Source organism: Pseudobythopirellula maris, assembly GCF_007859945.1.
Classification (GTDB): domain Bacteria; phylum Planctomycetota; class Planctomycetia; order Pirellulales; family Lacipirellulaceae; genus Pseudobythopirellula; species Pseudobythopirellula maris.
The window spans coordinates 1,124,811-1,149,306 of sequence record NZ_SJPQ01000002.1; the positions used below are offsets into that span (position 1 = coordinate 1,124,811).

General features: G+C 66.0%; 17 protein-coding genes. 7 read left to right on the forward strand and 10 right to left on the reverse strand.

Annotation, left to right across the window (positions count from 1 at the left end; all coding sequences use genetic code 11):
* Window positions 1-104 precede the first annotated feature (104 nt).
* The 7 genes from Mal64_RS12240 to Mal64_RS12270 all read right to left on the reverse strand — a co-directional run bounded on the left by Mal64_RS12240 (window position 105) and on the right by Mal64_RS12270 (window position 9,984).
* Window positions 105-1,316, reverse strand: a complete 1,212-nt coding sequence (locus tag Mal64_RS12240) for a type II secretion system protein (RefSeq protein ID WP_146400501.1) — start codon at window positions 1,314-1,316, stop codon at window positions 105-107.
* Window positions 1,313-2,425, reverse strand: a complete 1,113-nt coding sequence (locus Mal64_RS19845; protein WP_197525699.1) for a type II secretion system protein — start codon at window positions 2,423-2,425, stop codon at window positions 1,313-1,315. The genes Mal64_RS12240 and Mal64_RS19845 overlap by 4 nt, the downstream gene beginning before the upstream one ends.
* An 89-nt stretch (window positions 2,426-2,514) precedes the next feature.
* Complete coding sequence (locus tag Mal64_RS12250; protein ID WP_146400503.1) at window positions 2,515-3,843, reverse strand: type II secretion system F family protein; 1,329 nt, start codon at window positions 3,841-3,843, stop codon at window positions 2,515-2,517.
* Between the two features lie 116 nt (window positions 3,844-3,959).
* Window positions 3,960-5,672, reverse strand: a complete 1,713-nt coding sequence (locus tag Mal64_RS12255; protein WP_231993694.1) for a GspE/PulE family protein — start codon at window positions 5,670-5,672, stop codon at window positions 3,960-3,962.
* A 126-nt stretch (window positions 5,673-5,798) separates the two neighbouring features.
* A complete protein-coding gene (locus Mal64_RS12260; protein WP_146400508.1) occupies window positions 5,799-6,905 on the reverse strand; it encodes a type IV pilus twitching motility protein PilT in 1,107 nt (368 codons plus the stop codon).
* A 553-nt stretch (window positions 6,906-7,458) separates the two neighbouring features.
* On the reverse strand, window positions 7,459-9,162 hold the full coding sequence (locus tag Mal64_RS12265; RefSeq protein WP_146400509.1) for a GspE/PulE family protein: 1,704 nt from the start codon (window positions 9,160-9,162) through the stop codon (window positions 7,459-7,461).
* Between the two features lie 165 nt (window positions 9,163-9,327).
* A complete protein-coding gene (locus tag Mal64_RS12270) occupies window positions 9,328-9,984 on the reverse strand; it encodes a hypothetical protein (RefSeq protein ID WP_146400511.1) in 657 nt (218 codons plus the stop codon).
* A 253-nt stretch (window positions 9,985-10,237) separates the two neighbouring features.
* Here Mal64_RS12270 and Mal64_RS12275 point away from each other — a divergent pair, with 253 nt between their 5' ends.
* Window positions 10,238-12,895 carry a M1 family aminopeptidase gene (locus Mal64_RS12275; protein ID WP_146400513.1) on the forward strand — a complete coding sequence of 886 codons (2,658 nt, stop codon included), beginning with the start codon at window positions 10,238-10,240 and terminating at the stop codon, window positions 12,893-12,895.
* An 88-nt stretch (window positions 12,896-12,983) separates the two neighbouring features.
* Here Mal64_RS12275 and Mal64_RS12280 read toward each other — a convergent pair whose 3' ends face one another.
* Window positions 12,984-14,006 carry an NAD-dependent epimerase/dehydratase family protein gene (locus Mal64_RS12280; RefSeq protein WP_146400515.1) on the reverse strand — a complete coding sequence of 341 codons (1,023 nt, stop codon included), beginning with the start codon at window positions 14,004-14,006 and terminating at the stop codon, window positions 12,984-12,986.
* A gap of 341 nt (window positions 14,007-14,347) precedes the next feature.
* Here Mal64_RS12280 and Mal64_RS12285 point away from each other — a divergent pair, with 341 nt between their 5' ends.
* Together Mal64_RS12285 and Mal64_RS12290 are read left to right on the forward strand one after the other, a co-directional pair.
* A complete protein-coding gene (locus Mal64_RS12285; RefSeq protein WP_231993695.1) occupies window positions 14,348-15,340 on the forward strand; it encodes a glycosyltransferase family 2 protein in 993 nt (330 codons plus the stop codon).
* 230 nt (window positions 15,341-15,570) lie between these two features.
* Window positions 15,571-16,119, forward strand: coding sequence for a hypothetical protein (locus Mal64_RS12290; protein WP_146400519.1), 549 nt, complete (start codon window positions 15,571-15,573; stop codon window positions 16,117-16,119).
* Between the two features lie 81 nt (window positions 16,120-16,200).
* Here the strand turns inward: Mal64_RS12290 and Mal64_RS12295 are convergent, their stop codons facing one another.
* Window positions 16,201-17,673 carry an MATE family efflux transporter gene (locus Mal64_RS12295; RefSeq protein WP_146400521.1) on the reverse strand — a complete coding sequence of 491 codons (1,473 nt, stop codon included), beginning with the start codon at window positions 17,671-17,673 and terminating at the stop codon, window positions 16,201-16,203.
* Between the two features lie 211 nt (window positions 17,674-17,884).
* Window positions 17,885-19,927 carry a glycoside hydrolase family 127 protein gene (locus Mal64_RS12300; protein ID WP_197525700.1) on the reverse strand — a complete coding sequence of 681 codons (2,043 nt, stop codon included), beginning with the start codon at window positions 19,925-19,927 and terminating at the stop codon, window positions 17,885-17,887.
* 376 nt (window positions 19,928-20,303) lie between these two features.
* On the opposite strand from Mal64_RS12300, the gene Mal64_RS12305 reads away from it, so the two are divergent.
* The 4 genes from Mal64_RS12305 (at window position 20,304) to Mal64_RS12320 (ending at window position 24,399) form a co-directional block, all read left to right on the forward strand.
* Window positions 20,304-21,368 carry a hypothetical protein gene (locus Mal64_RS12305; RefSeq protein ID WP_146400523.1) on the forward strand — a complete coding sequence of 355 codons (1,065 nt, stop codon included), beginning with the start codon at window positions 20,304-20,306 and terminating at the stop codon, window positions 21,366-21,368.
* A gap of 326 nt (window positions 21,369-21,694) precedes the next feature.
* Complete coding sequence (locus Mal64_RS12310; RefSeq protein WP_146400525.1) at window positions 21,695-22,738, forward strand: SDR family NAD(P)-dependent oxidoreductase; 1,044 nt, start codon at window positions 21,695-21,697, stop codon at window positions 22,736-22,738.
* Between the two features lie 282 nt (window positions 22,739-23,020).
* Entirely contained in the window at window positions 23,021-23,500 is a 480-nt protein-coding gene (locus tag Mal64_RS12315) for a hypothetical protein (RefSeq protein ID WP_146400527.1), read from the forward strand.
* Window positions 23,501-23,757: 257 nt separating this feature from the next.
* The gene (locus Mal64_RS12320; protein WP_146400529.1) at window positions 23,758-24,399 is read left to right on the forward strand and encodes a hypothetical protein; all 642 of its coding nucleotides are present in this window, start codon (window positions 23,758-23,760) and stop codon (window positions 24,397-24,399) included.
* Window positions 24,400-24,496: the final 97 nt, after the last annotated feature.

Here is a 24,496-nt window from a genome sequence, read left to right on the forward strand (position 1 = left end):
GTGTGTGAGGAGGTGGATGACGCTTCACGTTGCCGCTCCGTTGAGGTTGCCCCTCGAGTCGCTCGCCCCTGGCCGGGGGCGGTTGCTCAGCTTCGCTCGCCCGACTAGTTGGTCCGGGTCGCGATGTCGTGGTTCGTGATGTTGTCGGCGTAGTTGTCGCCGTCTGAGTCGATGCTAGGAGCCAGGACGGCGCGGGCGTCGCTCATCTCTTGGCCGATCCCCAGCCCGAGACTAGGGTCTTCGTGCAAAGAATAAGGGTCGCTGAATCTGTTGAAGAAGTTGGCGGCGGAGTAGATGTCCGAGTCCTCGTCGCCGCCGTCGGAGTAAATGAGCGGCATGATTCTGAATCCACGCGCCGCCGGTCCGCCGCCGCTGGCTCCGCCGGTGTCAACCTCGAAATTCGTCATGTTCGGGCCGTCCACGCGGAACGGGTCGAACGGGTCGAAGTCGTTGTTGATCGCTTGCTGCACCGCCTTGAGCTTGTCGCCGTCGCTAGCCGCCGCGCCGTTGAAGTCCTTCTTCGTGTCGCGGTAGATGCGCGCCAGCTGGTTGAAACCGAGCTGCGAGTCCGACTCGAAGCCGGGCGCCCAACGCAGGAAGCGGATCGGGTTGCCCCAGCCGTCGAGGAACTCGGGGGCGCCGTCGCCGTCGACGTCGCCGATGTCGGCCGGCTTGAAGAGCCCCGCCGCCTCGCCGTCGCTCGTGGCGTTCATCACGACGAGGTACAGGCACTCGGCCGATTGGTTGGCCATAAGGTCATCCCGTGAGACACCCGCGTTAATCATCGCTTGCAGCCGTCGGCTGTAGAGCCGCGAGAGCGTCGGCCGTTGGCTTGCGAATAAAGGACCGCCGAAATCCTCGGGTTCGATCTCCGTAAGGCTGGCCGGCAACGGTTTGAGGTAGACGTCGCTCCAGCGGTCGGGCATCTCCATCCGCATCGTCTCGCGCAGCGCTTGGAGGCGGCCGGCGGCTTCGACCTGGCCGTTCGTCCAACCGCTCGTGATGAACAAACCACTTGCCGCCAAGTAGTCGCGGTAGTCTTCGACCATGTTCACCACGGGCGGGCGGTCGGCCCGGTTCAGCTCGACGCGCTGGTAGCGGTACTGGTCGTAACGCTCCATCAGCTGCGTGTGGAGGCGCGCGATGAGCTGGCGGGTGCGGGCCTCGCGGGCCGTCTCGCCCGCCACGCCCGCCACGCCGACGATCAACGCCGCCAGGATGCTGACGATCGCCATCGAGACCAGCAGCTCGACCAGCGTGAGGCCGAGCAGGGGCCCTCGCTTGTCGGCTCTCGTGTTTTCCGCTGGGAAGATCATGGCTGCGCGTTCGCCAGGGTCGAGTCGGAAAGGTTCGACAGCGTGTCGGCCAGGTCGAGCGTCCACGGGCCTTCGGGATAAGTGATGTTGCCTTGCAGCTCGAACTGACCGCCGCCGGCTTCTACGACACGGGGGAACGAACCGTACGCCCCATCGATGCCGCCGTGCAGGATCTGGAACTTGCCGTCGCCGGCGAAGTTGAACGGCCGGTTCGTGGCCGAGGCGGCGTTCGTGTTCGGCGTCTTGACCGCGTAGACGTTCTGGATCGCCTCGAAGCGATCCGAGGCGCCATTGGGATTGTTTAAGATGACACTGGTCACCGCCGGCACGTCGGTGTCGGGCAACGCCCCGCCACGCGAGGCGTCGAAGTAGACGTACGGCAGTTCGAGGATCGAGTAGGTGTAGAAGTTGATCCGGCGCAATGTGCCGTCCGATTGTGGGTCGTCGTACACGATGAAGCGGCCGTCGGAGTCGTCGAAATAGCCGTCGTCATCGCGCGGACCGAAGCGTTCGACCTTCAGCGCGATCTGCTTGAGCCGGTTCTCGATCGGGTCTTGCGCGGCGGGGGGGGGGGCGGAGCTGGTGGTGTCGATGGCGTAGGAGGGCCCGCCGACGCCGGAGATCGGGTAGTTCGGGTCGCTGCTGAAGCCGCCGATCCAGAACACCAGCGATTCGGCCGCGGTCATGCCGCCCGGCAGGTTGGGCGCGTCCGTGCCGGACCCGGCGCCCCGTCCCACGAGCGCGCTGATAAGCGAGTCGGGTTCGCGGTGCTTCGGAGCGACCTTCTTGAGGAACCGCTTGAAGTCGTTGTAGATCTGATTCTCGTCGATCGGGCCCGAGCCGTCGTTCTGGGCGTTGGGCGGGTACGCGCTGACGACCGTGCCGTACTGGTCCTCGAGCGAGGTGGCGAGCTGGTTGATCTCGACCGACACCTGCACCTGGCGGGCGCGGTTGCGCGCCCCGGCCGCCGCCACCAGCAGCAGGCTGGCGAGGATGGCGATGATCGCGATCACGACCAACAGCTCGACCAGCGTGAACGCGGAGCGCAGCGGTCGGGGTGCGGAATGCGCGAGACGCCGGTGGCGTGTGCTCGGGTGGTTGTTTGCCATTTGATCAGTCCTTGGATTGCCCCGTAGGAAATAGTCGTAGCGGCCGGCCGGGGGGCGAATCGTTCCGCCCCTCGGCTTACGCGTCCGAATCAGGTGAGTCCTTCGATCAGCTTCACGAGCGGCATGAACAGCGAGACGACGATAAAGCAGACGGCGCCGCCCAAGAAGATGATGAGCAGCGGCTCCATGAGCTTCGTGAGCGAATCGGTCCGCACCGCCACGAGTTCGTCGTACACGTCGGCCACTTTGTAGAGCATCGTGTCGAGTTCGCCCGTCTCCTCGCCGACGTCGACCATGTTCACGACGATGTCGTCCACCACGGGCTGGCGGAACTTGAGCAGGTAAATGAGCAGGCCGATCGGGCCGCCGATAAAGCAGAACCAGAAGAACGCCGCCATCGGGTGGAACCCGGGGATCGCGTTCTCTTTCATCGGCGCGGCGATCGCGTCGCCCTCGCGGATCGCCTCGCTGACCTTGCTGAACATCCGCTCGAACACCGCGTTGCCCGAGGTGTCGCGCGTGATGTTGAGCGCCTCGAGGATCGGCACGCCCGAGGCCACGAGCGTGCCGAGCGTACGCGTGGTGCGGGCCAGGATGTTCTGCTCGATCAGCGGGCCGAAGATCGGCACCTTGATGATGAACTGGTCCCAGCCGATGCGGCCGTGCTTGAATTTGCGCAGGAGCTTGATGAACAGCCAGATGCTCGCCGGGATCGCGGGGATCAGGTACCAGTAGTTGACCACCCAGTTCGACATGCCGATCAAGAGCTCGGTGGCCACCGGCAGTTCGAGCTCGAAGTCTTCGAAGATCTTCCGGAAGGCGGGCACGATGGCGATCATGATGAACGTGAGGATGCCCACGGCCACCGAGACCACGACGACCGGGTAGATCATCGCGCCTTTGACTTTGCGTTTGAGCGACTCGGCGCGTTCCTGGAAGTCGGCCAGCCGCTGGAGGATCAGCTCCAGGGCGCCGCCCGCCTCGCCCGCCTTGATCATGTTCACGTAGAGTCGGTTGAAGCACTTGGGGCTCTTGGCCATCGCCTCGCTGAGCGTCGAGCCCGCCTCGATCTCGTCGCAGGTGTCTTCGAGCGAGAACTTCAGCCGCCCCGGCTTGGCCTGGGCCGCCAGGATCCGCAGGCTGCGCAGGATCGGCAGGCCGGCGTCTTGCAAGATCGACAGCTGCCGGGTGAACGTGGTGAGGTCCTTCGACTTCACGCCGCCGAAGACCAAGCCGCGGTTCTTCTTCGCGGGGCCGGCCGCCTCGGCCTTCTTGCGGGCCTTCTTCACGCTGATCTTCGTGACGAAGTAACCCATCTGGCGGATAGTCGCCTGCGCTTCTTCCTCGGTCGGCGCCTCGAGAACGTCTTTGATCTCGGCGCCGGTGGCGTCCATCGCTTCGAATTGATAGGTCGGCATGGGGGTTTCCTTAGGAAACAGCTTTCAGCATTCAGCTGTCAGCGATCAGCTTTGACTCGGGAAAAATAGTTTCGTGATTCGGGCTGACAGCTGAACGCTGACAGCTGAACGCTTCGTTAAGCCTCGAGCACCGTCTCGCGGATCACTTCTTCGAGCGTGGTGGTGCCCTCGTAGGCGGCGCTCATGCCGGCCGCGCGGAGGGTCACCATCCCCTCGCGCTCCGCCTCGTTGCGCAGGTCCTCGGTGAGGCAGTTCTCCATGATCATCTCGCGCAGCTTGTTCGACATGATCATCAGCTCGAACAGGCCCACGCGTCCCTTGTAGCCGGTGTTGTTGCACACCTCGCAGCCGGCGCCGCGGTAGAACTTCTTGCCCTCGATCGCCTCGGGCGGGAGGTCCAGGTCGTCGATGACCTCTTGGCTGGGCGTGTACTCCTCGCGGCACTGCGTGCAGACACGCCGCACGAGCCGCTGGGCGAGGATGCACTCCACCGTCGCGGTGATCAGGAAGGTCGGCACGCCCATGTCCTTCAGACGCGTGATCGTGCTCGGCGCGTCGTTCGTGTGCAGCGTGCTGAACACCAAGTGACCGGTGAGCGACGCCTGCACCGCGATCTCGGCGGTCTCCAGGTCGCGGATCTCGCCGACCAAGATCTTGTCCGGGTCCTGCCGCAGGATCGCCCGCAGGCACTGCGCGAACGTGTTGCCGATCGACGCGTCGATCGGCACCTGGATGATGCCGTCCATGTCGTACTCGACCGGGTCCTCGGTCGTGATCAGCTTGTCCTCGATCGAATTGAGCTCGTTGAGCGCCGAGTAGAGCGTCGTGGTCTTGCCCGAGCCCGTGGGGCCGGTCACCAGCACGATGCCGTTGGGCTTCTTGATCGCCTCGCGGAACTCGGCCATCGTCTCGCCGTTCATGCCGACGTTGCCGAGGTCGAGCGACACGACCGAGCGGTCCAACACCCGCATCACGACGCTCTCGCCGAACATCGTCGGCAGCACGCTCACCCGCAGGTCGACCGAGTGGCCGCCGACCGTGAGCTCGATGCGTCCGTCTTGCGGCATGCGTCGTTCGGCGATGTCGAGATTGGCCATCACCTTGATGCGTGTGGTGATCGCGAACGCCAGGTGGCGCGGCGGCGGCACCATCTCGTAGAGCACGCCGTCCGCCTTGATGCGGATGCGGAACTCGTCCTCGAACGGCTCGAAGTGGAGGTCGGAGGCGTGGTCCTTGATCGCCATCAGCAACACCATGTTCAGCAGCTTGCGGACCGGCGCGCTGTCGGCGAGCGCCTCGACGCTGCTCAGGTCGATCGCCCCCTCGGCCGCCAGCGCGTTGGCGGCGGCGGTCAGCTCCTGGTCGTTCTCCATCGACTCGACGATGCTCTCGACGCTCTCGGTGTTCTCGCCGTAGTAGCGCTCCAGCGCCGCCATGACGCTCGACTCGCTCGCGGCCATCACCTTGATGTTGTAGCCCAGGAACGTCCGCAGCTCGTCCTGCACCGAGAGGTTCTGCGGGTCGCACATCGCCACCGACAGCGTGTCGTTCTCAAACGCGATCGGGATCACCCGGTACATCTGCGCCATCGGCTCGGTGACCATGGCCAACACGTCCTTCTCGATCGACACCTCGTGCGCCGAGACCACCGGCAGCAGCATCTGCTCGGCGATCGCCTGGGTGAGCTGCTCCTCGTCGATGAGACCCATGTCCATCGCCACGCGGCCGATCAACACCCCGGGGTGCTGCTTCTGCTCGTCGACCAACAGGTCGAGTTGCTCGTCGTCGATGATGCCGAGGTCGACCATGACCTGTCCGAGGCGACGCATTGATGCCATGGCTGAGACGTTTCTGCTGGTGCGTTTCTGGTTAGGCGCCGGCGGCGCCGGGTGTCGTGAAAACTAAGCTGTTTCGGTTCGCGTGGGCGTCGCAACGCCCGCCGCTGTTGCGATGGGCTAACCCTGCTCCATCGGGTCCTCTTCATCCATATCGCCGAGGCCCTCGGCCGCGATGCGGCGGGCGAGCTCGTCGGGCACGTTGCACTTGGCCAACGCGTCCTCGCGGGTGACCAAACCCTCCTTGAACAGTTCGAAGACGTGGTCGTCCAGCAACTGCATGCCCATCTTGGCGCCCGTTTGGATGGACGACGTGATGCGGAAGATCTTGTTCTCGCGGATCAGGTTCGAGATGCCCGGCGTGACGACCAGCGTCTCGAAAGCCGCCACCCGCCCGCCGCCCACCTTCTTCAGGAGCTGCTGCGAGAGGATGCCGATGATCGACGAGGCGAGCTGCGTGCGGATCTGGTCCTGCTGGTGCGTGGGGAACACGTCGATGATGCGGTTGATCGTGCCCGCCGCGCTCGAGGTGTGCAGCGTGCCGAACACGATGTGGCCGGTCTCGGCCGCGGTGATGGCCGCCTCGATCGTCTCGAGGTCGCGCATCTCGCCGACCAGGATCACGTCCGGGTCCTGACGCAGCGCGCGGCGGATCGCCTCGGCGAAGCTGGTGACGTCGACCCCCACCTCGCGCTGGTTGATCGTCGACTTCTTGTGGTTGTGCTGGAATTCGATCGGGTCTTCGATCGTGATGATGTGGTGGTCGACGTTGTCGTTCAGATAATCGATCATCGCCGCCAGCGAGGTCGATTTACCCGAGCCCGTCGGCCCCGTCACCAGGATCAACCCACGCGGCCGCATGATCATCTTCTTGAAGATCTCGGGCAGGTTGAGCTGGTCCATGGTCCAAAGGTCGACCGGGATCTGACGCAGCACCATCGCCACCTTGCCGCGCTGCCGGAACACCGACACGCGGAACCGCGCCTTGTCGCCGAACGCGAAGCCGAAGTCGGTGCTGCCGGTCTCGGAGAACTCGTTCTGGCAGCGGTCGGGCGTGATGCTCTTCATCAGGCCCATCGTGTCGCTCTCTTCGAGCACCTTGGTCTTGAGCTTCTGCATCCGGCCGCCGAGCCGGAAGACCGGCGGCTGGCCGACCGTGATATGCAGGTCGCTCGCGCCTTGTTTGACAACCGCTGCGAGCAGCTTGTCGATCAGGATCGTGCCCATGGGCGGCTTCTTCCCCGGTGTCGGTGGGGTCCCCAGATAGAGTGCGTCGTGGCGAGTAGCTAATGGATGAGGGGCGGGGAGCGCCACCGGCCAAGCGACCGAGACCGCGCGTGCGGCCGGTTGCTTCGCCGTTTGATGCTCTGCTCCGTGACGCGCCCTGCGAGTGGGGTCCTTCTGGCCAGAAGACCCTATCCCCACGAGTGGGGGGGCATTGGCTTGCCTCGAACCAATGCCCTTCGCCTGGCGGCGTCGGCACAGCCAATCGATTCGGGCGCCGCGGGGCCGCTTGGGTAGATCCCGTTAGATGCGACAACGCAATGCCTTAACCGCTGGCAGCAATGCATTATCCCTTGTCTCAGCCGAGACTCAAGCTTTTGGCGCGACTCGATTTACGGCCTTCTGGCCGTTTGGGGGCCGCCGTATGGGTCGCAGCGGTAGCGCCACGCACCGGGCGGACTGCCGCACCCCAGACGGATGGCTCAGCCAGCGGAGCTTGTGATTTGGAGAGCTCGAGCGAGTCCATCCAGAAGCGCCGGTCGAGAGACCGATTAGCCTACGACTCCACTCGCTTGGTCACGCGGAAGACCTCCTCGAAGGTCGTGATGCCGGCCAGCACCTTGCGGATGGCGTCGTCGTAAAGAGTTGACATGCCAAGCTTTACGGCTTCCTTGCGGATCTCCTGGGTCGAGGCGCCCTTGAAGGCGAGCTCGCGGATGCCGGCGTTCATCGTCATCAGCTCGAACACGCCGAGCCGGCCGCGATAGCCGTTGCCGCCGCAGTTGTTGCAACCGCGGCCCTTCATGAAATTGGCCCCCTTGAGCTGCTCAGGAGTGATGCCAGCGTAGTCGATTTCTTGCTGGGTTGGGGTGTACGGTTGTTTACATTTCGAGCAGACAACCCGGACCAAACGCTGCGCCAAAATTCCGATAACGCTGCCAGCCACCAGATAAGCGGGCACGCCCATATCGACCATTCGTGTAATGGCGCCGGGCGCATCGTTCGTATGAAGGGTACTGAAAACCAAGTGTCCAGTTAATGACGCCTGGATTCCCATCGATGCGGTCTCGTAATCCCGCATCTCGCCCACCAAAATGATGTTCGGCGCCTGCCGGAGCATCGCCCGGATGATCAACGCGAAGTCGAGCCCGATCCCGTGCTTCACCTCCACCTGATTGATCCCAGGCAAGTAATACTCCACCGGGTCTTCGGCGGTGATGATCTTCCGGTCGGGCCGGTTCAGCTCGTTGAGCGAGGCATACAGTGTAGTGGTCTTTCCCGAACCAGTTGGGCCGGTCACCAGCATGATGCCGTTCGGGCGGCGGATCAGACCGTTGAAGACCTTGAAATCGCGCTCGCTGAGGCCCAACTGGCGGACGCCAACCTTGATGTTGTCCTTATCAAGCAGCCGCATGACGCAGCTCTGGCCGTGGCTCGTTGGGAGCATGCTGACCCGCAGGTCGAGCTCCTTGCCGCCGGCGGTGATCTTGATCCGGCCGTCCTGGGTCCTGCGGCGTTCCGCAATGTCCATCTTGGCGACGATCTTGATACGCGAGAGCAGCGCGCCCAGCAGGCGGCGGGGGGGGCTGTCGCGTTCGATCAGCACGCCGTCGATCCGGTAGCGAATCCGCACCCGGTCTTCGAACGGCTCGACATGGATGTCCGAGGCCCGCAGCTGCACCGCCTCGGCGATCATCAGCTGCACGAGCTTCACGACCGGGGCGCTGGTCTCGTCGACCTCTTCGTCGGCGTCGTCGTCGTCGCTCTCGGTCTCGGTAAAGTCGATCGCCGTATCGGTGAACTCCTGCAGCATCGAGTCGGCCGACTCGTCGCCCATCTGGCCGTAGTTGCGGTTAATCGCTTCGAGGATGTGCTCGCGGGTGGCCAGCACGATGTCGATCTTGCGGTTCAGGATGAACTGCAGCTTCTCGATCGTCTCGAAGTCGTCGGGGTCGGAGACACAAACCCGCAGGCCTCCCTCGTCGGCGTCGATCGGGATCACCGCGTTCTCACGGGCGACCGACTCGGGCACGAGCTCCACCACCGAGGGGGGGATCGGCACGTCGCGGAGGTCGACGAAGTCAAACCCGTTCAGGTCGGCCAAGGCCTGCATCACCTGCTCGGCCGAGGCGTAGCCCAAGTCGACGACGGTCTGCTCTGGCTTGAGCTTGCGGCTCTTGGCGACGGTCATCGCCTCGTCCCACTGGCCGGGGCCGACCACGCCCTTCTTGATGAGGAAGTTGCCCAGTTTGCTTTTCATGGCGCGTCTGTTCCGGAGCTTGGGCGTCGATCGAAGGGCGACCGGCGAGGAGGTGCGAGGCCAAGGGCGGCTTAGAACCGCCGCTCGAACGCCGCTTGGCGGCGGCGCTAACTCGCTATCCTGCCTAGACTAATGGCGCGGCGCAGGGGTGTCAAACTCGCGGTCCTAAGGCGCCGATTGCGCCGGTTGCGACGCCTCGCTCTCCTGCGGCTGGTACTGTCGCTCACTCGGTGAGTGATTGTCGACGGGTCGATGACCCGTTTGGCGAACCGATTCGCGCAGCCCGCGGGCCGTCTCACGCAACCTGTCGGCTTGCTCGTAGAGTTGCCGTCGCTCGAGCGTGTGGGCGAGCCGATCGAGCTCAAACGCCGTTTGCTGCACCAGCTGCACCGGGTTTTGCGACGCCTCGTACCCGGGTTGCTGGGCCGGGTAGTCCTGCTGGGCGGCGTTCGGGTAGGCCTGGGAATGCGATGCTGCCGTGGGCCACTGGGGCCATCCACTGTGCCGGCCCGCGCCAGGGGGTTGGGCCATCGGCTGCTGCATTGTCGGCACGTGTTGGGCATTCCCCCAATGAGGTTGGCCGTTGAGCGCCGCACGGTCCTCGGCGTGACGCCGGAGCGCGTCGCGAAACTCGTCGCTGCTGGCCTGCAAGGCGGACCTTCCCCCCTCCACCAACCGGTTGCGCATGTCGGTGATTGTGTTCTGAAGCTGCCCGATCTCCTGCTCCGTCGGCGGCGTCTCGTCTTGCGCCGAGGCGACGGACGCCGGCACAATCGGCAAGAAACACAACGCCGCTACACTCCGCAATACCGCGACCGCCATGGCTCCGCCCTCCCGAGGTGTGTGGTTGGGGATACCCCCCTCGTGGCGCATCGTACCGCTCCCGCAACGCCGAGGGCAACGTCTTTGCGGGCGAACCTCAGCCCCATAGGGCGTGTCGCCTAGGACGGCGCGGGAAGAGGGGGTTTGTGCTTCAAGCCCGCCACTCAGCTACACTTGTCCGGCGGCGGCGTTGCACGTTTTCCTCGCCCCGCCACCTCCTTGGCGACTCGCACCTTCGAACACGCGCTTCTTTATGACGCTCCTAAGCACGATCAAGCATCTCACCCTCTTGCCGCTTTTCGCTAGCTTGCTCGCCACGAGCGCCGCGGCGTACGAGGAGCAATGCGTTTGTCACTTCTGTCAGCTGGCCGCCCAAAGCGCTTCGCAATCGCAAGCCGACGAAGAAGAGCCGTCGCCCGCGCCGCGGCGGTACGCTCCCGATCGGCTGGTCGACGTGCTGCGTATCCGTATCGACGTGACGCCCGATTTCCGCGAGCGGACACTCGCGGCTAAGACGACCATCGAGTTCGCCCCGATCGCCAAACCGCTCGGCGTGCTCCGCCTCGACGCGGTCGATCTCAGCGTGGAGAGCCTCACCGCCGAGGGCGCCGAGGTCGAGACCTACGCCAACGACGACCGTGAGATCACGATCGTGTTCGCCGAGCCGGTCGCCGTGGGGCAGCGGGCGTCGGTCACGATCGCCTACACGGCCGAGCCGAAGCGCGGCTTCTACTTCCGCACGCCGGAGCTTGGCTACCCGGCCGAGGACGAGCACGTTTGGACCCAAGGCCAAACGCACGAGGCGCGGCACTGGTTCCCGTGCCTCGATTACCCGAACGAGCGGTCGGCCACCGAGGTGATCTGCCGCGTGCCTCCCAGCATGACGGTCGTGTCGAACGGCCGACTGGCGGGCGAGGGGATCGACGGCGCCACGGGCCTCAAGGCGGTCCACTGGGTTCAGGAGAAGCCACACGCGGCGTACCTCGTCTGCCTGGCGGCGGGGCGTTTCGAGAAACTCGAGAAGACGGCGGGCGACGTGCCGCTGGCGTTCTACACCCAGCCGTCGCTGGTGGAGCACGCCGCCAATTCGTTTGAGGACAGCGACAAGATCATCTCGTTCTTCGAGCGTGAGATCGGCGTCGACTACCCGTGGGACAAGTACGACCAGGTGACGATCCGCGACTTCAACTCGGGCGGCATGGAGAACACGTCGATCACGACGCTCACCCACCGCACGATCTTCACGGCGGCAACGGAGAACATCTACACGAGCCGCCGGCTCGACGCCCACGAGGCGGCGCACCAATGGTTTGGCGACTACGTCACGTGCCGCGACTGGAGCCACCTGTGGCTCAACGAGGGTTTTGCGACCTACTACGCCCACCTCTACGAGGGCGAGAAGTACGGCCGCGACGCGTTGCACTACGGGTTGCTGCGCGACGCCGACCGCAGCATCTTCCCCCAGTCGTCCGACACCCGACCGATCGTCACGCGCGAGTACGAGAACGCCTGGGACCAGTTCGACTTCCGCAACTACCCCAAGGCGAGCTGGGTGTTGCACATGCTGCGTTCACGGCTCGGTGAAAAGACGTACCGCGCGGCGATCAAGAACTACCTCGAGCGCTACGCGCTCACCAGCGTGGTGACCGAAGACCTGGTCCGCGAACTCGAGTCCGCCTCGGGCCTTGCGCTCGGGCGGTTCTTCGACCAGTGGGTGTACCACGGCGGGCACCCCGTGCTGAGAGTGAAATACAAATGGCTCGCCAAGGAGAAGCTCGCCCATGTGACCGTCGAGCAGAAGCAAACCACGGGCGACGCCGTGCTGCTGTTCCGCCTGCCGACCAAGCTGCGGTTCGTCGTCCAGGGCGACCCGGTCGGCCGCGTGGTGGACCACGACATCGTCATCAAGGACGCGAAACACGATTTCTATGTCGCGTTGCCAAAGGAGCCGGCCGTCGTGCGGTTCGACCCGGAGTTCACGCTGCTGGCGGACGTGACGTTCGACAAGCCCCAGAAGCTCCGCGAGCGGCAGCTCACGCAGGAGACCGACGCGATCGGCCGGGTGCTCGCCGCCAAGCGGCTCGGGGGCAAGGACAACCGCAAGGCGGTCGCCGCGCTGAAGAGGGCGCTCGGCGAGGACCCGTTCTACGGGGTCCGCATCGCGGCGGCCGAGTCGCTGGCCGAAACCGACACGGACGCGGCTTTCGAGGCGCTCGTCGCTTCGCGACGCCAGGGCGACGCGCGGGTGCGTCTGGCCGTGGTCGAATCGATCGCCCGCTGCTACCGCGCCGAGGCGGTTGACCGGCTCATCGAAACGGTAAAGACCGAGCCGAACCCGCTCATCGTGGCCGCCGCGGTGCGTGGCCTGGGGCAGTACACCGGCGCGAAGGCGAAGGGGGCCGTCGCCGACGCCTTGCGACGCGAGTCGTTCTTCAACGAGATCGCCGCCGCGGCGATCACCGCGATGGGCCAGCAGTCCAACGAAGAGACCGCCGACGCGATGTTCGCCACGCTCCGCGAGCGTGAGAAGGAATTCTCCGAGCGACAGATGCGAGACTTGGCCGTGGCGCTCGCCCAGGTTTGGAAAGATCGCGACGACCGTTCGCAGGTGCGGCTCTACCTGGAGACAATGCTCAGGCACGTGAGCCAGGCGCGTCGCCGCGCGGCGGCGGCGGCGCTCGGCGAGCTGGGCGACCCGGCTTCGCTGCCGGTGCTGGAGCGGTTGGCCCGCGCCGAAGACGACCGCCTGGCGGCGACGGCCGCGGCCTCGGTCAAGCAACTCACCGAAAAGACGCCCGCCGTCCCCAAGGAGGTGCAGCGACTCAGAGAAAGCCTCCGCGAACTGAGCGACGACCAGGCCGAGCTCAGCGAGAAGCTAGAACAGCTCGAATCCAAGAGCGAAGCGGGTTAACCCAGGCGAGCCGGCGGGCGTAAGCCCCCGGAGGAAACCGGCGCCCGGCGCGCCCCCACCCCGATCCTTCCCCACCGGGGGAGGGAGTTTAGGCCGCCCGCCGTTGCGGCGCCGAGACGCCCGTGTAGCCGAGCCACCAGTCGACGAATCGAGCCACGCCGTCATCGAGCAGCGTCTTCGGCTCGAAGCCGAGTTCGCGCCGCGCTTTGCTGATGTCGGCGTAAGTGTAAGGCACGTCGCCCGCCTGCATCGGCAGCAAGTTGCGCTTGGCCGGTTTGCCGAGCGCCTTCTCGATCGCCGACACCAGGTCGCCGAGCGGCATCGGGTCGCCGTTGCCGAGGTTGTACTCGCGGAAGCCGGGTCCCTGGGAGCCGACGCCGTCGACCAGCTTCTCCAGGCCGTCGACGATGTCGTCGATGTACGTGAAGTCGCGGTGCATCTTGCCGGCGTTGAACAGCGGGATCGGCTCGCCCGCGTGAATCGCCTGGGTGAACTTCAGCAGCGCCATGTCGGGCCGGCCCCACGGGCCGTACACGGTGAAGAACCGCGTGGCGGCGACGTCCAAGCCGAACAGGTCGGCGTAGCTGTGGGCCATCAGCTCGCCCGCCATCTTCGTGGCGGCGTAAAAGCTCGCCGGCCGGGTGACGCAGTCCGTCTCGGCGAACGGCTCGCCGGCGCCCGCGCCGATCGTGTCGCGTGACCCGTAAACCGAACTCGACGAGGCGTAGACCACCCGCTCCGGCTGGCCGTGGCGGCAGCCTTGCAGCACGTTGAGCCACGCCGTCAGGTTGCTGTCGGCGTAGGCGTGCGGCTCGTCGATCGAGTAGCGCACCCCGGCCTGCGCCGCGAGGTGGACGACCGTGTCGTAGTTGCCGCCGCATCCCTTGGCTGGATCGAACAGCTCGGCCGTGGCGTGCGGGTCGGCGAGCTCGCTGCGCTCAAAGCGAAACGCCGGGTAAGCGGCGAGCCGCTCGAGCCGGGCGTGCTTGAGGGCCGGGTCGTAGTAGTCGTTGATGTTGTCGGCGCCAACAACCTCGTCGCCGCGGCTGAGCAGACGCTCGGACAGGGCGGCGCCAATGAATCCGGCCGCGCCGGTGATGAGATGCTTCATGATTCTTGCCGCACGCCTGACTTGGGTATCTAGCTCGCCGGCCTGATAGCACTCGATCGGGCCGGAGGAATGCGGTTTGTATCGGCCCCGCTGGATTGAGGCAGCAGCAAAAACAGATCGGGCCGCAACGCCGCGCCACAATAGGCGGTTGTGCGAAGCTGGGCGCGTGCTAGCACGCGGTAAAGTAGCCTACGGACGACCCGCCGCGGCGGATGGGTCGTCGGCTACCGCCCTTCGCGTGGGGCGACGCGAAACAGCGTTGTCGTGATCGCCCGCTTGCCGCTATCCTGCCGCGCCGTCTGTCAGACACCGCCCCTCCCCAACGCCCTAGGGTTGCTCACGTGCACGTCTCCGTCGTCGTCCCGATTTACAACGAGCGCGACAACGTCGAGCCGCTCTGCGACGCGCTGCGCAACTCGCTCGGCCCCAGCGCGCACGACTACGAGCTGATCCTCGTGGACGACGGCTCGACGGACGGCACGCGCGAGCGGCTCCGTGGGCTCGCCGCCGAACGCGAAGAAGTCCGGCTCGTCGAGCTGCGCCGCAACTACGGCCAGACCGCTGCGATGAGCGCGGGGCTCGAGTTCGCCTGCCGCCCCGGCTTGCCCGAGGGCGCCGTCGTGACGATCGACGGCGACCTGCAGAACGATCCGGCCGACATCCCGCTGGTGGTCGACAAGCTCGCGGAAGGTTACGGCATGGTCCACGGCTGGCGCCGCAACCGGCAAGACAAGTGGCTCAGCCGCAAGCTGCCGTCGCTGCTGGCGAACCGCTTGATCTCGTGGTCCACGGGCTTCAAGTGCCGCGACCTGGGTTGCACACTCAAGGCGATCCGCCGCGACATCGCCGCCGACCTGCGTCTCTACGGCGAGATGCACCGCTTCATCCCGATCATGGTCCACTGGCACGGCGCCCGCTGCACCGAGATACCCACCCACCATCACCCGCGTTTGCACGGCGAATCGAAGTACGGCATCGGCCGCACGTTCGGCGTGCTGATGGACCTCGTGACGATCGTCTATCTCACGCGGTTCTCGCAGAACCCGATGCGGCTGTTCGGCGGCTTGGGGGCCGTGGCGACGCTGCTGGGCGGAGCGATGGGCGTGGTTTCGCTCGCGATGAAGCTCTTCGGCGGCGCCGACCTGACGGGCAACCCGCTGCTCTACGCCGGCTGCTTCGCCGGCCTCGCCGGGTTGCAGCTGCTGCTGATGGGCATGATCGCCGAGATGGCGTCGCGCACGCTGTACGAGAGCCAAGGCTCACGTCCGTACGCGATCGAGTCGACCGCGGGCTTCGGCGCGCAAGAGCCGCTCCCCGGCCGCGCCGCCGCCTAAATAAGTGAACCGCCAAGACGCCAAGAAGGGTTACGCCCGTAGGCAACGCCCTCCGTGCGTTCCGAGCCCCGGCGGGTGAGCGTGTACCCGGCGCTTGCGAGCGCCGCAGTAGGGCGTTCCCTACAGTTTTTCGCACTTAGCGTCTTGGCGGTTGCCATAATTGCGGCACGCGATAACGAAGCCTAGAATCCGCTGCGTCGGATCCTCTCTCTTTGTGAAGGAGTCAGCGCATGTCGGTCTTCGCCCTCTGGTTGCCCATCTTGCTCGCCGGCTTGGCGACGCATGTCGCGAGTTTCCTGGCCTGGGTCGTGTTGCCGCACCACAAGCCGGAGTGGAAGGAGTTCCCGCACGAGGACGAGCTGCAAGACTGGCTCGCCGAGCGCAACGCGCCGCCCGATCAATACTTGCTGCCGATGTGCAGCGAGATGTCGGAAACGAAGACGTCCGAGTACGCCGCCAAGCTCGACAAGCCGCACGGCATGCTGCTGCTCTGGGGCCACAAGCCCAACATAGGCAAGAACATCGGCATGACGCTTGCCTACTTCTTGGTCGCGAGCTTCTGCCTCGGCTACTTGGCCACGCTGGCCCTGGCGCCCGGCGAGGGGTTCTTCCCGGTGTTCCGCTTCGTCACGACGGCCGGGATCATGACCTACTGCTTCGCGAAGATCCCGGGCGTCATCTGGTTCCGCCAGAAGGTTCTGATGGACCTGGTGGACGGCGCCGCTTACGCCGTGATCGCCGGAGTGATCTTCGCCGCGCTGTGGCCCGCGGCTGCGTGAGTCGCTAGACGCTAGACGCTAGTTGTGAGGCGCTAGATTGACGCGGCACAGTAATAGCTAGCGCCTAGCAACTAACGCCTTTCAACTGGCGGCGCCGTTCTCGAGCACGGGGGCCTGCTCGATCACGCGCATCGTGCGCCAATTGCCTTGCAGGAACCGCAGCAAGTAGACGACGCCCGTGATGAACACCCAGGCGGTGATGATCGCCCAGCAGCCCATCAGGCTGAACTCCCAGATCGCGACCGCCAGGTAGCTCATCACGCTCAGCAGCGACGCCATGACGAGGCTCACCAAGAGGATGTAGCGGGTGTCGCCGGCGCCCTTCAGGGCGTTGACGAACACCATCAAGAACGCGTCGAGCAGGTTGTAGGCGGCGACAAATCGCAGCAGCACAACCGAGGCGGCCCACACCGCGGCGTCGTGCCCGTCGAGGGTCGCGGGGTCAACCGAGAGGGGCGAGAGGCCAAAGAAGCCGGCGAGGAACAGCCCCGGCGTCGCGACGTATAGCGTCGAGACGAACGCCATGTAGATGAACGCCACGTGGAGCGTGGTCCACACGGCGCGGGCGGCCGTGCGGTCGCGATTCTCGCCCAGGTGCTGCCCCACCAGGATGCTGCCCGCCATGCTCAGGCCCCATACCGGCATGAACGCCAGTGTGCTGACGCTGAACGCCATGCCGGTGGCCTCGCCCTCGACCACGCCGAGCCGGCCGACCATGATGATGAACGTGGTGAATCCGCCCACCTCGAGCAGCAGTTGCAGACCGCTCGGCCCGCCGTACTTCAGCAGCCTGCCGATCAGCTCGCGGTCGGGCAGCCAATTTCCGGTCTCGAAGTCCGCACGATGCTTGCGTTGCAGCATCAACGCGGCGTAGACCAGCGCCTTGATCCAGAGCGAGACGACCGTCGCCCAGCCGGCGCCCTCGATGCCGCCCGCTTCAAAGCCCCAATGGCCGAAGATCCACAGGTAGTCGAGTAGCACATTGAGCAGCGCGGCGAGGGTGTCGACGACCATCAGCACGACGGTCTTCCCGCGGCCGCTGTAGAACGACTGCATCGCGGCTCCGGCCAGCAGTGCCGGCCCGCCCCAGGAGAGCACCCGGAAGTAATCGATTTCCAACGGCACGACCTCGGCGCCGTGCCCGGCGAGGGAGAACATCCGGGGCGCGAGCGGCACGAGCGCGAGCAGCAGCGGCGTCCAAGCCAACGCGAGCCACACGCCCTGCCACACCGAGGGCCCGATCCGCCGCGGCTGGCCGGCGCCGTGGTACTGCGAGACGAACGTGCTCGCGTACATGCACAGCCCCAGCGGCAGGCAGAGCGTGGTGAACCAGGCGGTGGAGGCCTCGAAAGCGGCGAACATCGTATCGCCCGACGCGTTGCGCAGCATCAGCCGGTCGACGAACGTCATCACGGTCCAGCTCAGGCTGGAGACGACGAGCGGCGCCGCCACGCGCAGCACCTCGCCGCCGCCGCCCGGTCCGGCGAGCCAGCGAGCTAGCGGGCCGCCGGGCGCGCGGTCCGATTCGTGCGGAGAATCAGCGTCGTGTGGCATCGAGAGAATCCGCGAGGCGAGCAGGCAGGAGACGCAGCAGGGGAGGGGCGGCCGGTAAGACCGGGCCCCCCAAGATAGGTTCGCGCGGCCCCAAGGTCGATGCGCCGGGGCGAGCCGGTGGCGTAAGCCACCGGAGTTGCTTGAAGTGGCGAGCGGTAACCTTGCGCAAAGAACCCCGGGGGCTTACGCCCGCCGGCTCGCCGTACTCGGCTTACTCGGCGTTCTTGGGGCTTTTGATGGGCTCCGCGGCGCCGGCTTTCTCGGCGATCCAGACCGCCATCTCCCCTTTGCCGCGGTGCGCCCAGGCGTAGTAGGGGATCGCCGCGTAGCTGGCTTCTTGCGGGTCGCCATCGACCACGCGCTGGCCCGTCACGCGGATCGTCTCCACGCCGCCGAGCAGGTCGGCCTGGAACTCGGTGGAGAACTCGGCGCCGGCGGGGACAACGAGTCCGGCCACGTCGCCCTCCGGCGCGTCGGGGTGCTCGACGCAGTAGACCAGCGGCCCGCGCTGCAGCGCGACACGGCCGCGGTCGGCCTCGACGCGGTGGTGCGCCGAGACGCGCCGAACCGGCATCGGCAGCGTGAGCACGAGCGTGTCGCCGTCGGCCCATTCGCGGTCGACGACCAGGTAGCCGTGCCGGTCGATCGCGTCGGTAACGGGTCGCGGCTCGGCGTCGCCGACCGCGAACGTCGCCGCCGGGGCGTCTTCGTCCGCGAACCGGTAGAGGTCGCCCGGCATGGCGTTGTTGCGGGCCCAGCCCGGCACGCGGACCTTGAGCGCCACGCACCGCGGGGCGTCGAGACCCGACAACGCGATCTCGACCCGGCCGTCCCAGGGGTAATTGGTCCGCTGCTCGACCTTGATCTCCGCGTCGCGGATCGCGACGTCCGCCTCGCCACGGACGAACAGGTTGACGTACAAGTCGTCGTCTTTAGCGGCGTAGGCGTAGCCGGGGATCGCCGGCACGAACCGGCAAACGTTCGTCGGGCAGCACGAGCAATCGAACCACGGGCTCCGCTCGTGCGAGCCGTCCGACGAGAGCGGGTTGGGGTAGAAGAACCGCTCGCCGTCCAAGGAGACGCCCGACAGCATGCCGTTGTAGAGCACCTTCTCGAGCACGTCGATGTACTTGGCGTCGCCGTGCAGCAGGAACATGCGGTGGTTCCAATAGCACTGGGCGATCGCGGCGCAGGTCTCGTTGTAGGCCGTCAGGTTGGGCAGCTCGTAGCGCCGCCCGAACGCCTCGCCGTGGCCCGTGGCGCCGACGCCGCCGGTTAGGTACATCTTGGTCCCGACCACGTCACGCCACAGCCGGTCGACGGCCCGCTCGTAGTCTTCGTCGCCGCTGAGCACCGCCACGTCGGTCATCGCCGCGTACATGTAGCCGGCCCGCACGGCGTGGCCGACGGCCTCGTCCTGGTCAACGACCGGCTTGTCGTCTTGGCTGTAGGGCCCCCAATTCTTGTCGCGGTCTTTGGTCGCGCGGCCGCGGAGGTCGAGGAACCATTTGGCGAGGTCGAGGTAACGCTTATCCCCTGTCACCCGGTAGATTTTCACTAGGCCGAGCTCGACCTCCTGGTGGCCGGGGGGCAGCTCAATGCCCCCCTCGTGGAACGTCTCGAGAACGTGCTCGGCGCTCTTCTTCGAGACGTCGAGCAGCCCCGGCTTGCCGGTCGCCTGCCAGTGGGCGGCGGCCGCCTCGTACATGTGCCCGAGGTTGTAGAGCTGGTGCCCCCAGTCGATGCGGCTCCACGGCTCTCCCTCGGTGAAGCAGCAGATTCCTTGCTCGATGGGCGGGGCTTTCATGCCGGCCGTGTGGTACGTGTACAGGTAGCCGTTCGGCTCTTGGGCCGCCGCGTACAACTCGATCAGGCCGTCGAGGTACGACTCGAGCTTGGAGTCGCGGTCGGTCATCAGGCTGTAAGCGGCGCCCTCGAGCACCTTGCTCACGTCGCTGTCGTTAAAGCCGTACGCGCCGACCCACTCGGCGTCGCTCTCGCCCGAGGCGACGCGGAAGTTCTCCATCCGGCCGTACTCTTCGCACTTGTCGAAGCAATAGGGGATCGTCTTCTCACGGTTCGTGTCGATCCGCGGCCGCCAGAAGTCGTCCAAGAACCGCACCGAGGGTCCCGGCACGGGGGCGATAGGGTAATCGCTCGCCATGGCGCCTGGCGCCTGGGCGTCGGATTGCAGCGGGGCGGACAAGACCATCAACAGCAGCGCGAAAGCGCGGCGAGTTCGGGGCTTAAGCATCGGGAGGGGCTCGGGACCGTATGAGAGAAGAATACCGGCCCCCAAGTCTACACCCGCCACAGGATGGCTGCGAAGAAAACATCGCGCCGGAACCATCTCGCCGAAACTAGATGAAGCTTGTTCAACTCGTGCTCGGGGGGGATTCTACTGTCAGCAGCTACCACGAGCCCGAAACCAAGGCGAAGGGGCAACCGCGCATCTTGTCGGCCAGTTCCTATCTCGTGATCCTGTGCGAACTTACTGCTCGGCGCTGGCTGCGAGCCGGCGGTTCACTTGACTGGCGCGTCGCGGGGCGCACACTGGCGGGTGCTGCCCCCTCGTAACCAGCCACCCGTAACCAGCCACCCGAACCCTACCACCCCAAGGCGCCCCCAAGATGCGACTCCTCGCCGTCTGTTTATCGCTTTCGCTGACGTTCACCTGCGCCGCCCACGCCCACGAAGGGCACGAGGGACACGGTCACGCCGAGGCGGCGCCGGCCGACAGCTCCTACCTCGCCGCGATCGCCGAGGGCGCCGGGCCGCATTACGTGGGCGAAGGAGAACAGCGTTACGAGATCGATCTGGCTTGGCTACGCAACGTCGAAGAGGGCTTCCGTGGCCCCACCCACGGCGGCGTCGCCGTCGCCGCGGACGGCACGGTCTACGTCAGCACCGACACCGAGAAGGGGGTCTACGCCCTCAGCCCCGCGGGCGAGACGCTCCTCACGCTCGGCCCCGCCACGCAATACCTGCACGCCCTCACGCTCGTCACCGAAGCGGGTGAAGAAGTGCTCTACGGCGTCAGCCCTGCCAACAAGAACGTGGTGAAGTTCACGCCCGAGGGCGAGGTGCTGATGACGATCTCCCAAGAAACAGCCGGCGATCTGAAGGGGGGCTGGAAGGGCGTCAACGGTTTGACCGTCGCGCCCGACGGCAGGATCTACGCCTCGACCGGCTACGGCGCCGACTACGTGCACGTCTTCTCCGCCACGGGCGAGCACCTTAGCACCTTCGGCGGACGCGGCAAGGCGACCGACGAGGGCAAGTTCCGCAACGCCCACGGCATGGCGATCGACACCCGGCAGGGCAATCCGCTGCTGATGGTCGCCAACCGCGGCAGCAACCGGCTCGACCACTTCACGCTGGACGGCGAGTTCGTCGCCATCCACTCGGCGGAAGTCTCCCTGCCTTGCGTGCCCAACTTCCACGGCGACCTGTGCGGCGTCGCCGAGCTCGACGGCCGGGTGACGCTGCTCGACAAGTCGGGCGCGGTCGCGGCGCGGCTCGGCGCCAATCCGGTGGATGATCAACGCCACAACTTCAAGGTCGCGCAGTCCGACTGGAAGGTCGGCGTGTTCACGGCGCCGCACGGCCTGGCCTTCGGCCCGGCGGGCGAGATTTACGTGCAAGACTGGAACGAGACCGGCCGCGTGACCAAGCTCACGCCGGCGCCTGAGTGAGCAACGCTCGCTGCACGACACCCCCTGGCCATTGGCGGAGAGGCTTTCCGCTACGGGGATAGGCAAAGGGTTTCGGCCGACCAGGCCGCCCAGCCACCAGAGTGGCTGCGCGCACCTCACCACGGCGACCAACTGTGGTTTGTTGTTGTGGCTTGAGCGTTTTCGCAAGGCATAAGCCGCCATGGGCACAAGGTTTGCCCCGCCATCACGTCGCCGCCCCATGCGGATGACGTTTTGCGGGGACGATGCTGTCGCCGGCCGTTGCGGCCGGCTCCGTGTCGTCTCGAGCGAATCACTTACGCACGAGCCTTGCCCGCAACTTTGCCATGAATCGAGCCCTCGGCCGCGGCCTAGCCCTCGGCGCCGGATCGCTGCTTGCTTACGCCGCCGGCCGCGCGGCGCTGCGCCGTAGCCGCGACTTCAATTACCGTGACAAAACGGCGTTGATCACCGGTGGCTCGCGCGGCTTGGGGCTTGTGATCGCCCGCCGGTTGGTCGACCAAGGCGCCCGCGTCGCCCTGCTCGCCCGCACGCAGGCCGATCTCGAAGTCGCGGCCGAGGAGCTCCGCGCACGCGGCGGTGTGGTCTCGGTCCACCCGTGCGACGTCAGCGACAAGGCGGCGGTCGAGCGGGCCGTGGCCGACGCCGCCCAGCAGCACCCGAGCATCGACCTGCTGTTCAACGTTGCGGGCGTGATCGAGGTCGGGCCGTTCGACGCGATGCGAGTCGAAGACTTTCACAAGTCGATGGCGACCAACTGCTGGGGGATCCTCCACACCGTTATCGCGGTGTTGCCGCACATGCGCCGCCGGCGGTGGGGGCGGATCGTTAACATCGCCTCGCTAGGCGGCAAGCGGGCCGTTCCGCACATGCTGCCGTATTGTGTCAGCAAGTTCGCCGCCGTGGGCCTCTCGCACGGGCTCCGGACCGAGTTGGCGAAGCACGGCGTTCTCGTCACAACGGTTTGCCCCAGCCTGATGCGCACCGGCAGCCCCCGCAACGCGCTCTTCAAAGGTCAGCACCGCAAGGAGTACGCCTGGTTCAGCATCGGCGACTCGCTCTCGTTTACGTCAATGGAGGCCGACGCCGCGGCTCAGCAGATCTTGCAGGCTTGTCGCCACGGCCGGGCCGAGCTCATCGCCCGCGACCACACGAACCTCGGCGTCGTGCTGCAAAACTTGCTCCCCGGCGTCACGCGCGAGGTCCTCACGGCCGCCGACCGGCTGCTGCCGGAGATGGGGGGCATCGGCCGCCAAGCGGCGCGCGGGCACGAGAGCACGAGCGGCTGGTCGCCATCGTGGCTGACCCGCTTGTCGGAACAGGCCGCCCGCCGCAACAACCAAATGCGCGACCGCTCGCCATCGGTTTGAAAGCGTGTCTAGCGAAACGTATCGACCGCTGCAACTTTGCCAGCAGCCACTCGCCTGGCAGTCTTACTGCCAGACAGGTTGTCGAGCGCCCCCCCGCCCGATGGGCGCGGCCTCGCTTGAGAGCCGCTCGCCAGCAATCCGAGTGGCTTTTTCTGCGTCGTGGCGAATCGAGAGGGGTGAGGCGCGACAATTGCTCACCTTCCTACCAGGGATTCCAGCTGCTTGCCCCCGCGGCCGGATCCGCTTCGTTCACCGGGCGTCCGCTTACCCAAGAGGCTCACCATGGCTTACGTCACGATTAAAAATGCACTCGAGCACGTCCAGAAGCTCCGGCGACAGATGGTCGAGCTGACGACCGTAATGGCCGACAACACGCAAAACGATTACCTCAGTCAATTACTCTCGCTCGCAGAGAAACACGACCAAGCGATGTCGGCGTTCCTCGCCGACCACATGGCGAACGCCGACGAGTCGGTCCTCGGCACTTGGGTGCAGTACAACCAAGGCGCCGGCGAGGGCCCGTTGGCCTTGAAGCGTCAACTCGAGGAATTGCTGAGTGAGGAAGACGACGACGTCTCCGCCGCCGAGCGGGTGCAGAACGCGATGCTCGAACTCGACCAGCAGGTGCTGCGCTTCTACGAGCTGATCCAAGAGCAGGTCAAAGGCGAGCGACCCCGCGAGTTCATGGAAGGCCTCATCACGATGGAAGAGCAGAAGACACGCGACAAGAGCCGCAATTATCTGGAGATGCAAGACCTTTGAGGCGACACGCGATTATGACATATCTGCCTGAACAAGACGATTCGCTCAAGGTCCGTTGACTATGGCGGCACTCACCAGTGCCGCCCGGCTTGGCGATCTTTCCGCCATAGGAGTCTTTCGCTCTAGGCGGGAGCGAGCAGGGACGCGGGACCATCGCCCACATTGGGCAGCAAAGCGCTCGACATGGGGGGACCACTCGCGCCGTGCTCGTGGGTAGAATGGGACTGACCAATCCCTTTCAGCCGCCGAGTCCGTCCATGCCCCCACTCCGCCGCGTTTCTTGGCTCACCGCCGCACCGATCCTGCTGCTCGCCGCGACGGCCGGGGCGAACGATGTGCTGGAGGTCGCGCGGTCTTACCCCGACGGCGGCGGCTACGACCGGTCGTGGAAGGGGAGCGGCTCGCCCGACGAGATCCGCCACGCCGGCGAGGTAATCTTGCCGGCGGCGGAGAACGGCACGTTCTGCTGCGGCTACACGCTGGCCGTGGCGATGCGTGTCGCCGAGCAGCGCGGGTTGCTCGTCGGCAAGACTCCCGACCAGGTCCGCCGCTTCCAGAAGCTGTGGTTCGGCTCGACCGAGGAGGATCGCGAGGTGCTCTGCGCGTTCGCGGCCAAGGACCTCGGCGTGGGACGTGAGGTCCCGCTCAAGGAAGCCGAGCCGGGCGACTTCGTGCAGCTGTGGCGCACGAGCGGCTCGGGGCACAGCGTGGTCTTCTTGGACTGGGCCCGCAACGACAACGGCCAGATCGTCGGCTTCCGCTACCGCAGCTCGCAAGGCTCGACCGACGGCATCGCCGACAAGACGGAATACTTAGCCGACTCGCCGGGCCGCGTGAGCGGCGTGGTGCGTGAGCGAACGCACGCCTGCCGGCTGAACGCTGCGCCGGCCGGGTCCTAACGGACCGCTAGGTAGAAACCCCCAGCGTGCGCCGCTTTGATCGACCTCCGCTCGGGCGTGAGTTACAATGGCCCCCATTGCAAACTTCTCTATCACG

Bases quoted from the DNA above. Each gene is read 5' to 3' on its own strand.
- Mal64_RS12240 (WP_146400501.1), bottom strand. From the start codon at position 1,316: ATGATCTTCCCAGCGGAAAACACGAGAGCCGACAAGCGAGGGCCCCTG.
- Mal64_RS19845 (WP_197525699.1), bottom strand. From the start codon at position 2,425: ATGGCAAACAACCACCCGAGCACACGCCACCGGCGTCTCGCGCATTCC.
- Mal64_RS12250 (WP_146400503.1), bottom strand. From the start codon at position 3,843: ATGCCGACCTATCAATTCGAAGCGATGGACGCCACCGGCGCCGAGATC.
- Mal64_RS12255 (WP_231993694.1), bottom strand. From the start codon at position 5,672: ATGCGTCGCCTCGGACAGGTCATGGTCGACCTCGGCATCATCGACGAC.
- Mal64_RS12260 (WP_146400508.1), bottom strand. From the start codon at position 6,905: ATGGGCACGATCCTGATCGACAAGCTGCTCGCAGCGGTTGTCAAACAA.
- Mal64_RS12265 (WP_146400509.1), bottom strand. From the start codon at position 9,162: ATGAAAAGCAAACTGGGCAACTTCCTCATCAAGAAGGGCGTGGTCGGC.
- Mal64_RS12270 (WP_146400511.1), bottom strand. From the start codon at position 9,984: ATGGCGGTCGCGGTATTGCGGAGTGTAGCGGCGTTGTGTTTCTTGCCG.
- Mal64_RS12275 (WP_146400513.1), top strand. From the start codon at position 10,238: ATGACGCTCCTAAGCACGATCAAGCATCTCACCCTCTTGCCGCTTTTC.
- Mal64_RS12280 (WP_146400515.1), bottom strand. From the start codon at position 14,006: ATGAAGCATCTCATCACCGGCGCGGCCGGATTCATTGGCGCCGCCCTG.
- Mal64_RS12290 (WP_146400519.1), top strand. From the start codon at position 15,571: ATGTCGGTCTTCGCCCTCTGGTTGCCCATCTTGCTCGCCGGCTTGGCG.
- Mal64_RS12295 (WP_146400521.1), bottom strand. From the start codon at position 17,673: ATGCCACACGACGCTGATTCTCCGCACGAATCGGACCGCGCGCCCGGC.
- Mal64_RS12300 (WP_197525700.1), bottom strand. From the start codon at position 19,927: ATGCTTAAGCCCCGAACTCGCCGCGCTTTCGCGCTGCTGTTGATGGTC.
- Mal64_RS12305 (WP_146400523.1), top strand. From the start codon at position 20,304: ATGCGACTCCTCGCCGTCTGTTTATCGCTTTCGCTGACGTTCACCTGC.
- Mal64_RS12310 (WP_146400525.1), top strand. From the start codon at position 21,695: ATGAATCGAGCCCTCGGCCGCGGCCTAGCCCTCGGCGCCGGATCGCTG.
- Mal64_RS12315 (WP_146400527.1), top strand. From the start codon at position 23,021: ATGGCTTACGTCACGATTAAAAATGCACTCGAGCACGTCCAGAAGCTC.
- Mal64_RS12320 (WP_146400529.1), top strand. From the start codon at position 23,758: ATGCCCCCACTCCGCCGCGTTTCTTGGCTCACCGCCGCACCGATCCTG.